13 protein-coding genes and 1 tRNA gene are annotated in these 12,921 nt (G+C 72.3%); 7 read left to right on the forward strand and 7 right to left on the reverse strand.

The window, feature by feature from the left end; genetic code table 11:
- Positions 1–16 precede the first annotated feature (16 nt).
- Genes WEB03_RS02610 through thrS form a run of 3 tightly spaced genes read right to left on the reverse strand, consistent with a single transcriptional unit; the run spans position 17 to position 3,353 of the window.
- Entirely contained in the window at positions 17–574 is a 558-nt protein-coding gene (locus WEB03_RS02610) for an HIT domain-containing protein (protein WP_368069413.1), read from the reverse strand.
- Positions 571–1,332: a class I SAM-dependent methyltransferase gene (locus tag WEB03_RS02615; protein ID WP_368069414.1), complete on the reverse strand. Its 762-nt coding sequence runs from the start codon at positions 1,330–1,332 to the stop codon at positions 571–573. Before WEB03_RS02615 ends, WEB03_RS02610 begins: the two co-directional genes overlap by 4 nt.
- Positions 1,329–3,353 (reverse strand): threonine--tRNA ligase, encoded by a 2,025-nt coding sequence (thrS, locus tag WEB03_RS02620; protein ID WP_368069415.1) that lies wholly within the window; start codon positions 3,351–3,353, stop codon positions 1,329–1,331. The genes WEB03_RS02615 and thrS overlap by 4 nt, the downstream gene beginning before the upstream one ends.
- A gap of 150 nt (positions 3,354–3,503) precedes the next feature.
- On the opposite strand from thrS, the gene WEB03_RS02625 reads away from it, so the two are divergent.
- From WEB03_RS02625 to WEB03_RS02635, 3 genes are all read left to right on the forward strand, one after another.
- Positions 3,504–3,920 carry a hypothetical protein gene (locus WEB03_RS02625; RefSeq protein WP_368069416.1) on the forward strand — a complete coding sequence of 139 codons (417 nt, stop codon included), beginning with the start codon at positions 3,504–3,506 and terminating at the stop codon, positions 3,918–3,920.
- A gap of 9 nt (positions 3,921–3,929) precedes the next feature.
- Complete coding sequence (locus tag WEB03_RS02630) at positions 3,930–4,301, forward strand: hypothetical protein (RefSeq protein WP_368069417.1); 372 nt, start codon at positions 3,930–3,932, stop codon at positions 4,299–4,301.
- A gap of 100 nt (positions 4,302–4,401) precedes the next feature.
- Positions 4,402–4,474, forward strand: a tRNA-Val gene (locus WEB03_RS02635).
- An 8-nt stretch (positions 4,475–4,482) separates the two neighbouring features.
- On the opposite strand, the gene WEB03_RS02640 is transcribed toward WEB03_RS02635, so the two are convergent.
- Complete coding sequence (locus tag WEB03_RS02640; RefSeq protein WP_368069424.1) at positions 4,483–4,740, reverse strand: endonuclease VII domain-containing protein; 258 nt, start codon at positions 4,738–4,740, stop codon at positions 4,483–4,485.
- An 800-nt stretch (positions 4,741–5,540) separates the two neighbouring features.
- Between WEB03_RS02640 and WEB03_RS02645 the strand changes: the two genes are divergently transcribed.
- Complete coding sequence (locus WEB03_RS02645) at positions 5,541–6,692, forward strand: Na/Pi symporter (protein ID WP_368069418.1); 1,152 nt, start codon at positions 5,541–5,543, stop codon at positions 6,690–6,692.
- Between the two features lie 24 nt (positions 6,693–6,716).
- Positions 6,717–7,388, forward strand: coding sequence for a PhoU domain-containing protein (locus WEB03_RS02650; protein WP_368069419.1), 672 nt, complete (start codon positions 6,717–6,719; stop codon positions 7,386–7,388).
- 19 nt (positions 7,389–7,407) lie between these two features.
- Here WEB03_RS02650 and WEB03_RS02655 read toward each other — a convergent pair whose 3' ends face one another.
- Together WEB03_RS02655 and WEB03_RS02660 are read right to left on the reverse strand one after the other, a co-directional pair.
- Positions 7,408–8,136 (reverse strand): anti-sigma factor, encoded by a 729-nt coding sequence (locus WEB03_RS02655; RefSeq protein WP_368069420.1) that lies wholly within the window; start codon positions 8,134–8,136, stop codon positions 7,408–7,410.
- Between the two features lie 24 nt (positions 8,137–8,160).
- The gene (locus WEB03_RS02660) at positions 8,161–9,345 is read right to left on the reverse strand and encodes a murein hydrolase activator EnvC (RefSeq protein WP_368069421.1); all 1,185 of its coding nucleotides are present in this window, start codon (positions 9,343–9,345) and stop codon (positions 8,161–8,163) included.
- A gap of 303 nt (positions 9,346–9,648) precedes the next feature.
- On the opposite strand from WEB03_RS02660, the gene WEB03_RS02665 reads away from it, so the two are divergent.
- Positions 9,649–11,427: a VanW family protein gene (locus tag WEB03_RS02665; protein WP_368069422.1), complete on the forward strand. Its 1,779-nt coding sequence runs from the start codon at positions 9,649–9,651 to the stop codon at positions 11,425–11,427.
- 49 nt (positions 11,428–11,476) lie between these two features.
- On the forward strand, positions 11,477–12,376 hold the full coding sequence (locus WEB03_RS02670) for a class I SAM-dependent methyltransferase (protein ID WP_368069425.1): 900 nt from the start codon (positions 11,477–11,479) through the stop codon (positions 12,374–12,376).
- Here WEB03_RS02670 and WEB03_RS02675 read toward each other — a convergent pair.
- Positions 12,360–12,824 carry an HIRAN domain-containing protein gene (locus tag WEB03_RS02675; protein WP_368069423.1) on the reverse strand — a complete coding sequence of 155 codons (465 nt, stop codon included), beginning with the start codon at positions 12,822–12,824 and terminating at the stop codon, positions 12,360–12,362. The genes WEB03_RS02670 and WEB03_RS02675 overlap by 17 nt on opposite strands.
- Positions 12,825–12,921 lie beyond the last annotated feature (97 nt).

A 12,921-nucleotide genomic window follows, 5' to 3' on the forward strand; every position in this document is an offset into this window, starting at 1 on the left:
GCGCAGGCCGGAGGTGTCAGGCGAACGCGGGGGCGAGCTGTTCGTAGACCTCGTCGAGCGCCTGGGGCAGGACGCGTGCGGCCCCGATGACCGAGATGAAGTTCGTGTCGCCACCCCACCGTGGGACGACGTGGAGGTGGAGGTGGGCGGCGATGCCCGCTCCCCCAGCCACACCGAGGTTCATCCCGAGGTTGACGCCCTGCGCACGAAGCCGCTGCTTCAGGATCCCGACCGTGCGGCGACCGAGCTCCCAGACCTCGGTGGCCACGGCCGCGTCGAGCGTCTCGAGGTCGGCGTGGTGGGCGTACGGCACGACCATCAGGTGGCCCGGGTTGTACGGGTAGGCGTTGAAGATGACGAAGGCGTGCTCGCCGCGGTGCAGGATCAGCGACTCGGCATCACGCGACGGATCACGGGCGGGCAGCACGCAGAACGGGCACCCGTCGAGCGGCTCGGACCCGGCGACGTAGCCGAACCGCCAGGGCGCCCACAGGCGCTGGAGCTGATCGGCGGCGACCCCCGGTTGGTCGTCGCGCGCGCTGCGAGCTTCGTCCTCGCCGACGTGGTCGCTCACGCTGCCCCCTCGGCGGGGCGCCGGGCGATGACGAGCCCACGGTCCGGTGGTCCGTCGCCGGTCGGGGGCGGCGACGGCCGGACATCCGAGACGACCTCGAGCCCCGTGGCGGCGACGGCAGCGAGGAGCCGTTCGTGCGGGACGAGGAGCATGCGGTGGTCCTCGCGCTCGACCGTCAGCCGGCCAGCGGCGGCGGACACCACGGCGACCTCGAGGACGGACACGTCCCCTTCCCGCCGCGAGGTGATGACCCGGACGGCGCGGCGTCCGCCCTCCTCGACGTCGACGACCTGGGTGCGTTCGTCACGCCAGTCGTCCGGCTCCACCCAGGGTTCGATGACCAGCAGACCACCGAGAGCGACGTGGGCCGCGAGGGCGGCGACGATGTCGTCGAGCTCGGCCGCGTCCGACGCGTAGCCGATGGAGCTGAACAGGGAGGTCACCACCTCGAACCGGCGGCCGAGGTCGAGCTCGCGCTGGTCGGCGACGCGGAGCTCGACGCGACCACCGAGGCGGGCCCGCGCGACGTCGAGCATCGGTTCGGACAGGTCCACGCCGACGACGTCACCGACGGCGTCGCCGATGACCGCGAGGTGCTGACCGGTCCCGCAGGCGACGTCGAGCCACGACGCCGGCACGTGGCCGAGCAGGTCGCTGACCCGGTCGAGGAGCCGCTGCGCCTCGGTGACGTGGTCCTTGCCGAGCGAGCGGTACAGCTCGTCGTACCAGGCCGCGTGCGCGTCCCCGTAGGTGCTCACGAGGACAGCTCGGTGCGGTGCTCAACGATCTCGGTGACGACCTCGTCGACGAACGCGTCCAGCTCGGCGTCGCGGCGGTCGCCCCGGTAGGGGTTGACCGCGACGGTCCGGGCTTCGGCCTCGGACCCGCCCACCACCAGGGTGTAGGGCACCTTGCTCGTCTTGCTGGCGCGGATCTTGTTCCCGAGCGTGCCATCGCTGCGGTCGACCCCGACCCGCACGCCGTGAGCCAGCAGCGCTGCAGCGACCTCGTCGGCGTAGGCGTCGAAGTCGGTGGCGACCGGGACGACGTTGACCTGGACGGGCGCCAGCCAGGTGGGGAAGGCGCCGTTGAACGACTCGACCATCACCGAGAAGAAGCGCTCGATCGAGCCGAACAGGGCGCGGTGCACCATGTACGGCCGGTGCTTGGCGCCGTCCTCGCCGATGTAGGACATCTCGAAGCGCTCGGGCAGGTTGAAGTCGACCTGCACGGTCGTCAGCTGCCACTCGCGTCCGATGGCGTCGCGGGCGTGGATGTCGATCTTCGGGCCGTAGAAGGCCCCCTCGCCGGGGTCGGTCTCGTAGGCCATGCCGGTGCGCTCGACCGCCTCGATGAGCGCCTGCTCGGCCCGCTCCCAGCCCTCGTCGTTACCGGGCAGGGACTTGTCGGGCCGGGTCGAGATCGCGACCCGCGACGGTTCGCCGAGCCCGAAGGTCCGGTAGAGATCGCGAGCGAACTCCACGCACGCGTGGACCTCGTCGACGACCTGATCCTCGCGGCAGAAGATGTGGCTGTCGTCCTGGGTGAACCCACGCGCCCGGAGCATCCCGTTGACCACGCCGGAACGCTCGTAGCGGTAGACGGTGCCGAGCTCGGCGATGCGGATCGGCAGCTCACGGTACGAGCGCGTCCGCGATCCGTACGCCAGGATGTGGAACGGGCAGTTCATGGGCTTCAAGCGGTAGGCGGCGGCCCCGTCGTCGATCTCCATGGCCGGGTACATCAGCTCGCTGTAGTTCTCGAGGTGCCCCGAGATCCGCCAGAGGTCCTCCTTGGCGATGTGCGGGGTGTAGACCGGCTGGTACCCGCGCTTCAGGGTCTCCGCGCGGATCCAGTCCTCCATCTGCTGGCGGACGATGGCACCGTTCGGCAGGAAGATCGCCAGGCCCGGGCCGAGCTCCTCGGGTTGGTAGGTCAGCTCGAGCTCGCGGCCGAGCTTGCGGTGGTCGCGCTTCCTGGCCTCCTCGAGCATCGTCAGGTGCTGCTTGAGGGCCTTGCGCGACTCCCAGGCGGTGCCGTAGATGCGCTGGAGCATCGGCTGGTCCTCGCGCCCCCGCCAGTACGCGCCCGCCGAGCGCAGCAGCGCGAACGCCGGGATGCGGTCGGTCGAGGGCACGTGGGGGCCCCGGCACAGGTCGGACCACGCCGCCTCGCCGCTCTCGCGGACGTTGCGGTAGACGGTGAAGGCCGGGTCCTCGCCGTCCTGCTCGGGCGCCGCATCGACGGTGGAGACGATGGTGCCGTCGCCGACCAGCTCGATGATCTCGACCTTGTAGGGCTGGTCGGCGAACTCCTCGAGCGCGTCGGCGCGTGCGACCTCTTCGCGGACGAAGCGCTGCTTCTCGGCGAGCAGCTCGGTCATGCGCGCTTCGATGCGCTCCAGATCGTCGGGCGTGAACGGCCGGCCGACCTCGAAGTCGTAGTAGAAGCCGTCCTCGATCGGCGGTCCGATCGCCCACTTCGCGCCGGGGAACAGGTCGGTCACCGCCTGCGCCATGACGTGGGCGGTCGAGTGGCGCAGGATCGCGCGGCCCTCCTCGGAGGTGGCCAGGATCCCCTCGACCTCGACCTCACCCGCGTCCTGCGGGAGCGGCCGGTCGAGGTCCCACTGGTGGCGCTCACCCTCCGCCGTCACCGCCGCCGCGACGATCTGACCGCGGACAGCCTCGAGGGCCTTCAGGGCCTCGATCGCGGTGACCCCCGACGCGAGGTCGGCGGTGGCGTCGCCTGCGCGCACGGGGATGGTGACGTCGGACACGGGAAGCTCGTCGGATCGGCGGAAGCTGGACGCGGTCGAGCGTAGCCACGGCGCCGCCCCCGGCCGGGGCCATCGATAGGGTGCCGACGCGTCCACGCCCGCGGTCACCCGCTGCCGGCGGCCGCGACGCCGGATCGGGAGACGAGGGACGTGGCGGATCGCACCCTGCTCGGACGACGGCGGACACCACCCCGCCCGGTGGTGTGGGCCGCCCGCGGGCTCGCCGCCTCGCGGATCGCCCTCGGTGTCGCGCTCGTGGCGGCCCCCGGCGCCGCGACCACCCGCTGGCTCGGCACCCGGACCGAGGACGACCCGGGTCGCGAGGTCGCGGTCCGTGGGCTCGGCGCACGGGACGTGGTCCTCGGGATCGGGACGCTCGTCGCGCTCCGCAGCGGCAGCGAGGTCCGTCACGCAGCGCGGTGGGTCGAGGCGGGCATCGTCGCCGACCTCGCCGACGCGGCCGCGACCGCCGTCGCCGAGGACCTCGACGCGCCGCGGAGCTTCCCGCTGGCGCTCGCGCTCGGGGCGGCCGCGTTCGGCGCCGGCCTCCGCAGCCGGCTGCGCTGAGGAGCCGACGTGAGACATCTCCGACTGGTCCTCCTCGCGCTCGGTCTCGGCGTGTTCGTCGGCGCTCGGTCACGGCGCCGCTCGGTCGCGGCAGCCCCGGCCCTCCCCCCGGTGCTCGACGTGCGCGCCCAGCTCACGGCGACCGAGGCCCGCCTCGACCACACCGTCCGATCGCTCGATCGCGACCGCCGACGGACCGGAGCGATCGCGTTCGCGGTCGCGGTGCTGATCGTCGTCCCCGCAGCCCTGCTCGCGGCCCGTCCGGACGTGCCCGACGCGCTCGTAGCAGGCGTCCTCGCCGCAGACCTGTTGGCCGCGGTGGTCGCCCTGCTCATCGCGATCAAGGTCGACCGCTCCGGCCGCCGCGAACGCCGGCGCTGACCATCCCCGAACGCGATCGGTACCGGCCGCGGGGCGCACCATCGCCGACCTCCGAGGGTTCGCGGTACGGACCGGGGGTCCGGTACCGTCCCGACCGCTCGGGCGCGTAGCTCAGTGGTACGAGCGCCGCCTTCACACGGCGGAAGTCGCTGGTTCGATCCCAGCCGCGCCCACCGAACCCTCAGTCACACGTTCGCTCCCGGTCCGCGGCCGCCCGGACGAGGTACGCGATGGCGGCCCGCAGGCGATCGGCGTCGTCGCCGAAGTGTCCGAGTCCGGTGTTGCAGCTGCGACAGAGCAAGCCTCGAACCTGACCGGTCCCGTGGTCGTGATCGATGGGCGGGGTGTCGTCGAAGTAACGACGACAGATGCCGCACCGCCCGTCCTGGCCGACCACCATCCGGTCGAACTCCTCACGGGTCAGGCCGTAGGTCCGGATCGTCCGTCACCGTTCGATCGGGCGACGGACGGAGGGGTCGCGGTTGCAGGCCCTACAGACCCAGTGCAGACCATCCGGGGTGCTCCGGTTCCGATGGAACTCGTCGGCGGGCTTCTCGGCACCGCAGCGACCACACCTCTTCGCACCTCCCGGCAGCGGCCGTCCGTCGTTGGCTTCGCGCAGGCGATCGCGGTAGGCGCGTACCCGTCCTCGGTGGCAGGACTTGCACGCGGATTGGAGCCCGTCACGTCCCTTCGCGTCCCGGTAGAACTCCGATGCGGCCTTGGTCGTCCCGCAGCACGTGCAGCGCCGCCTGGTCGGCCCCACGTTCGCTCTCCTCGCGCTCACCGGCGTGCGGCCTGCACGACGACCGGGACGAGGAACCTACGACCGGGGTGTGACAACGACGGGAGGCGTGCACAGCCCGGCGGGTGTGGTTGTCTCGCGGGACCAGAGGAAGGAGGTGGTCCGTTGATCGGTAGTCATCATCACGGGACCCTGGAGGTGCCCGGCCGCTAGGTCGGAGTCGCTGGATCCCCTAGGGAATCCACACCGGGTACCGCCACTCGCGCCGGTCGGGGACCCGTCCCGCCCGACGCTCCGGCAGCCGCTGAAGCGCACGCCTCGCCCGCGGCCGGGAGCGGTGCTCGAGGTCTCACCAGCGAACAGGCAGCACCCGAGGGCCGCGACCGAACAGGTCGCGGCCCTCGGCCCGTCCGAACGTCGCGGGCCGGACTTGCCGCGGAGGCTCGGCTCGGCTTGCCTGCCGCCACCCCCCGCTCCCGGCCGTGCGAGCTCGCGTGTCCTCCGCCCCGCCACCCGGTCAGTCAGCGCTCCGACGCGAGCTGCCCACGCCGCTGCGTGCAGCGCTCGTGCTCGTGCTCCTCTACCTGTTCCTCGTCGGCGTGTCCCTGCTCGAGGACGGCATCGCCGGGCTCGGGGACGGCTTCCAGAGCGGGCTGCTCGAGAACGTCGCGAACCCGCTCTCCGGGCTCTTCGCCGGCATCCTGTTCACCGTGCTCGTCCAGTCCTCGTCGGTGTCCACCGCCACGATCGTCGGCCTGGTCGGATCCGGCACGCTGAGCGTCGAGCTGGCCGTCCCGATGATCATGGGCGCCAACATCGGCACCACGATCACCAACACCCTCGCGTCGCTCGGGGCGATCCGCCGGTCGGAGGAGTTCCGCAGGGGTTTCGCGGCCGCGACCATGCACGACTTCTTCAACGTCTTCGCGGTCGCGGTCCTGCTCCCCCTCGAGCTGTTGACCGGGTTCCTGTCGGAGTCCGCGGAGTGGCTCACCGGCAAGCTGCGCGGCGGCAACGTCACCGAGCTCGGTGCCAGCCCGGTCAAGCGCGCCGTCGACGTCCCGGTGTCGGCGATCGAGTCGTTCCTCGACGTCTCGCCCGTGGGTGGCCGGTTCATCGCCCTGTCGCTGCTGATCGCCGGCCTCGGCTTCATCTTCCTGGCGCTGTCACAGATCACCAAGAACATGCGTCAGCTGGTCGCCGGCAGCGTCGAGCGAGCCATGAACCGCATCATCGGACGCGGCGGTGGCGCCGTCGGGATCATCGTCGGGATCGCGGTCACCATCGCGGTGCAGTCGTCGTCGATCACGACCTCGATCCTGGTCCCGCTGGTGGCCGCCGGCGTGCTCACGCTGCCGAACGCGTACCCGATCACGCTCGGCGCGAACGTCGGGACCACCGTGACCGCGCTGATCGCGTCGCTCGCCGTGCTCCGGCCGGAGGGCCTGACGATCGCCCTGGTGCACACCCTGTTCAACCTCTCCGCCCTCGCACTGGTCTACCCGATCGCGTCCGTGCGCCTGCTCCCGGTCCGCGCGGCGGAGTACCTGGCGGGCCAGGCGGTGGCGCACCGCTCCCTGGTGCTCGTCTACGTGCTCGGCCTCTTCATCGTGGTACCTCTGCTCGGTGTCTTCCTCATCCCGTAGTGTCCCGTCGACCTCTAGGAGGTGGTGGCCGTGGTGTTCGGCTTCCGTAGCGATGCTGGTGAACGCCTCGAACGCATCGAGGAGGCGATCCAGCAGATGCTGCGCGACGACGCCCACTCGATCGAGCTGGCGATGTCCGCCCTCCTCGGGGGCGTCGACTCGCACTCGGTCGGCGCTGAGCTGCGCGCCACCGACCACCGGGTCAACGAGGCCGAGCGTGGGATCCGACGCGACCTCGTCGTCCACGCGTCCGTGCACGGCTCGATCGACACGCCCGCGATCCTGATCTACATGTCGATCGTCAAGGACATCGAACGGATCGGCGATTACGCCAAGAACCTGTTCGACCTCGCGCACGACGGCACGAACCTGACCGTCACCTCACGGGGTGCCCGGCACACCGCGATGCACACCGAGATGATCCGGATGATCAACGAGGTGAGCACCGCGTTCCGCGAGCGTGACCCGGAGCTGTCCCGTGAGCTCCTCGCCCACGGGGACGAGCTGCTCGACGACTTCGACGATGCCGTGTCCTCGCTGGTCCGCAGCGACAGCGTCGGTGATCAGTCCGTAGCGCAAGCGCTCGCGTACCGGTACTACAAGCGCATCATCGCCCACCTGCTGAACGTGCTGTCGGCCGTCGTGATGCCCGTCGACCGGCTCGACTACTTCGACGAGGACCCCGAGGACCGCTGACGCCGCTCGTCAGCGCCGTTCAGCTGCCAGGAGCCTGCCCCGCGGACAGGTGGGCGGTCGCGACCTGCCGTCCCGCGGGAGCGACCGGCTGACGCGGGCCGTCCTCGACGGTGACGATCAGCTCCGCGGCACCGTCCTGCTCGACGGCTCCCGCGACCCGTCGATCGTCGGAGCGGGCGATGAGCACCACGCTGTCGTCCTGGTCGCCACCTCCGACGAGCCACACCACGTAGCGCTCGGTGCCCACCAGCGGTGGCAGGCTGACGAAGCTGAAGGCGACCTCGTCGCCGTCCACGACCACGAGGCCGGACGCCGGCGCCACGGTGTCGACCGACACGGACACTCCCGTCGCGAGCTCGGCCAGCGCGGTCTGCTGACGTTCGGTCAGCAGCGTGGTGGCGGCGACCTGCGTGCGCAGGTGCAGGTTCCAGAAGGACAGGGCACCGAACAGCACGACGGCGAGCGCGATACCGAGCCCGAGCATGCGCGAGGGGACCCCGGGTCCGGCGGGTGCCGGTTGGTCCTCGAGATCGGTCCGCTGGGCGACCTCCGTGCGCACGCGCGCTTCGGCGCGTTCCTCGCGCTCCGCGGCGGCCAGGTCGGCGGCGATGCCACGCAGCTCGGCGACCCGGAGGCGGCAGTCACGACACCCGAGGAGGTGCGAGCGGAACGCGGCCGCGTCGGACGCGGTGAGGCCGCCGAGCACGTGCCCGACCGCCAGCTCCTCGTACCGCTCGTGCGCGTCCACCTCGTCAGCGTACGCGCCGTCCGGTCAGCAGGGTCCGCCCGACAGGTACTGGCGGGGGTTGACCGCCGAACCGTTCACCCGGGTCTCGAAGTGCAGGTGCGGCCCGGTCGAGTTGCCGGTGGTGCCGACGTACCCGATGGTCGCCCCCTGCGACACCGATTGCCCCGACCTGACCGCGATACGGCTCTGGTGGGCGTACGCGGTCACCACGCTGCCGTGGTCGATCAAGGTCAGGTTGCCGTAGCCGCCCTGCCAGCCGGCGAAGATGACCGTCCCGGCCTTCGCCGCTCCGATCGGCGTCCCGGTCCCTGCACCCTGGTCGATGCCCTGGTGCATGCGGCCCCAGCGCGGCCCGTACTCGGAGGTCACCGGCGCACACATCGGCCACGCGAACCCGGACGACGACGGCGCGGACACGCGCGCGCTGCCGCCACCACCGGCCAGGCGCTGACGCTCGGCCTCGCGCGCAGCGTTCCGGGCATCCTCCTGCTGGCGCTTGATGAGCGCCTCGATCTGCTGGGACTCCTGCTCGAGGTCGTCCTGCTCGTTCTCGAGCTGCTCGACCCGCGCCCGCGCGTCCGCTGCGACCAACGCGCGCCGGTTGCGCAGCTCCTCGACCTCAGCGAAGAGCAGCTGTTGCTCGGCGAGCATCTCGTCGAGACGCTCCTCCTCGACGCGCAGACGCGCACGTTCGGCGGCGACCGCGACCTCGGCGGCGGCCAACGCCTCGGAGGACGACGCGTCGCCGAGCGTCAACGCCCGCAGGTAGGTCGACCGGGCGAGCGCTTCCTCGGCGCCCTCGGACGACAGCAGCACGTCGAAGTCCCGGACCGCGCCCTGCTTGAACATCGATGCCGCGCGCGCTTCGAGCCGTGCCCGGACCGTGGCCGCCTCGTCCTCGACGTCCGCGAGGCGTTGCTCAGCCTCGGCCACGGCGGTGCGCTGACGCTGCAGCGCCGCCGCGACGTCGTTGACCACGGCCTCGACCGCAGCCAGCTGGCGATCGGCCTCCCCGAGCTCGTCCTCGGTCTGCTCGGCGGTCGACTCGGCGGAGCCGAGCTCCCGGGTCACCTCCGCGATGCGCTCGCGCGCCTGGTCGAGCTGACGCTGCTCGGCCGACTGCGCGCCCGCGATCGCTGTCGGGACGAACACCGCCACGGCGACGGCACCCGCCAACGAGGCGAACGTTCGCGTGCTGCGGAACGCCACGTGTCCTCCAAGGGTCGGCGCTGATCGCTCCCGTGTCGGCGTGTGGGCCCGTGAGGAGGGCGGAGCTGCACCGACGTCGAGAGGCGCCCGGGCCGTGGGCGACCGCGAGCGCACCCCGGAACGGTACCGCTCCTGCGCAGGATGGACACATCGCTGCGCCCGTCCGGACCCGTCGACGCGCCGAACGGCGTTGGTAGGCTCCCGTCGGCCCACGACGGCCACCGCCGGTCGACGCGCCTGTTCGGGGTCCACGCGCGCGACCGGATCGTTCCACACCTCTCTCGCCTCGGGGAGCCGACCACGATGGTCCTGCGCCGTCCCGCCGTCCTCGCGCCCGTCGCGGCGCTGGCGCTGCTGCTCCTGGTCGTCGCCGGGCTCTGGCTCACCCAGCGGGGCAGGATCCTGCCGAACACCTCGGTCGCGGGCGTCGACGTCTCCGGGATGCGTCCGAACGAGGCTGCGGCCGCGCTGGCACCGGTGGCCGAGGAACGTGAGCGCGACCCCGTGGTGTTCACCTTCGAGGACGATGCGTTCCCGCTCGTACCCACCGACCTCGGCTACCGCATCGACATCGACGCGTCCGTCGACGCGGCGGCTCGCCGGGGCAGGGTCTCCCCGCTCCGGGACGTCGGCGTCCGGCTCACCTCGCTCTGGCGCGAGCGAGATCTGCCGCTGGCCGAGACCATCGACGGCCCCGGGCTCGCTGCCGCCGTCGACGACCTGGCCGACGAGGTCGACCGCGACCGGTTCACCGGCGCCATCGAGGCCGACCCGGAGACGCTCGAGGTCCGCATCAGCGCCCCGCTCGGCGCCGCCGAGGTCCGGCGCGACGAGGCGCTCGAGCTGCTCGAGGACGCCTTGCGGACCCCCGGGCCCGAACAGCTCGAGCTGCCGGTCGACGTCGACGATCCGCCCGTCACCCCCGCCGCGGTCGACGAGGTCGCCGCGCAGGTCGAACGGGCGATCGCCGAACCGCTCGAGCTGCACGTCGGCGACACCTCGCTCACCCTCGACCCCGCCCAGCTGGCCACGCTCCTCGAGGTGGGCGAGGCCAACGACGGCACCAGCCTGGAGCTCCGCGTCACCGAGGCGTCGGTCGACGAGCACCTGACCGCGACCGCCTCGGACCGCTTCGACGTCGCACCGCAGGACGCGGTCCTCACGACCTCGCGCACCCCGCCCACCTCGTTCGACGCCATGGGCACCACGACGTGGTCGCCGGTCGACGCGCCCGCGGCCGGCATCACCCCGTCACGCGAGGGGCGCGAGTTCGTCCCCGCCGTCGCGGCCGAGCAGCTCATCGCGGCGCTCCGCCAGGCGGAACGGGCCGTGGAGCTCGACGTCGAGGTGATCGCACCCGACCTGACCACCGCCGAAGCCGAGGAGCTCGCCCCCACCCACCTGCTGTCGACCTTCACCACCTACTACACCGCCGGGCAGGTCCGGGTCACCAACATCCAGCGGCTCGCCGACGTGGTCGACGGCACGCAGGTGCTCCCGGGCGAGCAGTTCTCGATCAACGACATCTCCGGGGAGCGGACCTGCGCCAAGGGCTACGCGCCAGCCGGCACCATCGTGCGGGGTGAGCTCGTCGACACCTGCGGTGGCGGCGTGTCGCAGTTCGGGACGACGGCCTTCAACGCCGCGTTCTTCTCGGGGGTGCAGCTCGACGCCTGGAAGGCCCACTCGTTCTACATCTCGCGCTACCCGCAGGGCCGAGAGGCGACGCTGTCCTACCCCCAGCTCGACGTGCGGTTCACCAACACCACCGACGGGGTGATCGTCGTCCGGGCGAGCTACACCTCGACGTCGCTCACGGTGTCGCTGTTCGGCCAGCCCATCGCCCGCTCGGTGTCGGCGACGCACGGCCAGCCCTACGACCGTCGTCCGCCGACCACCGACACCCGCACCACCGACGAGCTGCCGGAGGGACGCACGCGGACGGTGCAGGAGGAGGGCAGCGACGGGTTCAAGGTCCAGGTGGTGCGGCGCGTCGAGCGCCTCGACGGTGGCACCGACCAGCGCACGATCACGACCACCTACGTGCCGCAGAACGGCATCGTCGAGCGCGGCACCGGGTGACGCTGCGGCACGGCTCGACGGGCGACCACCGGAGGACGACGTGGCGGACATGACCCCTGACGAGCTGCAGCTGGCGTTCCACGAGGTCGAGTGCCGCACCTACGACGAGCGCTTCGGGATCGCCTACGACCAGCGCTCGGCGCGCGAAGCGGCGGGCGAGGCCCGTCGACTGCTCGGGGACGGGCCGCTCGGTCGCGTGCTCGACGTCGGGTGCGGCACGGGCTACCTCGGGCTCGGCCTCGCCGTGACGGGCCGGACCGACGACCTCCACCTCGTCGACCTCTCCCCCGGCATGCTCGACCGGGCCGCGACCAACGCTCGTTCGCTCGGCGTCACGCCGACGTTCACCCGCGCGACCGCCGCCGACCTGCCCTACGCCGACGGCACGTTCGACGCCGTCGTGTCCCGAGGGGTCCTCCACCACCTGCACGACGTCCCCGCGGCGCTCGCGGAGTGGCGGCGGGTGGTGCGCCCGGGCGGACCGGTCCTGGCGCTGTCGGAACCCACCCCGTGGGCGGACCGCCTGGGTGGGTGGTCAGCGCGCACCGCGCTGGCCGGTCTGTCCGTCGCCCGGCGTGTCGGCGGGGTCATCGGTCGACCGCCCTCGGCTCACGACGACGACGCGCAGCAGGAACACCGGTTCTGGGACCTGGTCGCCATGGCAGCGAACCTGCACACCTTCACCCCCGACCAGCTCCGCGACCTCGGCGACGCTGCGGGCTTCTCGGCCACCCGGGTCCGGGGGTGCGGCCTGGCATCGATCACCTGGGCGAGCGCCTACTACGTGCTGGCGGGCGAACTGCCCGCGCTGGCCGCATCGGACCGCGCGAAACGTCGAGCCGACCGGGTCTGGTCGGCGCTCCGACGGCTCGACCACACCCTGGTCGAGCCGATCGTGCCGGACCGGGTGTTGACCACCGTGCAGGCGGTGTTCACCGCGCCGGCCTGACGACCCGCCGCCGGACCCCCGGAGGACGGCGCTGATCGGACCCCGGCGGCACCTGGTCCGTGGTGCGCTCGATCGGAGCGATGCGCAGCAGCGGTCGACGCCACGTCCCGCCAGGCGCGTCGATCCAACGGTCAACCTGCACCTCGAAGCGCTGTCCGGCGTCCAACCGAGGGCCGAGACGAGCCGCGACCGCCCGGTCGAGGTAGCCGACGCGCCACGGCTGCGGTCCCTCCGCCCAGACCGCCACGGCGAGCCCGTCACGCGGGTTGTCCGGTTCACGGACCAGCCGCGCTCCGGCGCCGGACGCGGGGGCCGGAACACCGGGTGGCCGGGCCGCGAACGCGTGCCCACGCACGGGCGTGTGGAACACCAGGACGTCAGCGGGCACCGACCGACGCAGCCGGCGCGCAGCCGGCCCGGAGGGATCGAGGCGGGAGGTCGAGGTCACGGTCCGGACCGTAGACCGCTCGTGTGACAGCCCCGGTTCAGCCGTCGGTGAGCTCGGCAGCGGGTGCGGCTGGATCCGGATAACGGCGGTTCCCGCC

The organism is Nitriliruptor sp. (assembly GCF_040882075.1).
Taxonomy (GTDB): Bacteria; Actinomycetota; Nitriliruptoria; order Nitriliruptorales; family Nitriliruptoraceae; genus Nitriliruptor.

Bases quoted from the DNA above. Each gene is read 5' to 3' on its own strand.
- WEB03_RS02665 (WP_368069422.1), top strand. From the start codon at position 9,649: ATGGTCCTGCGCCGTCCCGCCGTCCTCGCGCCCGTCGCGGCGCTGGCG.
- WEB03_RS02670 (WP_368069425.1), top strand. From the start codon at position 11,477: ATGACCCCTGACGAGCTGCAGCTGGCGTTCCACGAGGTCGAGTGCCGC.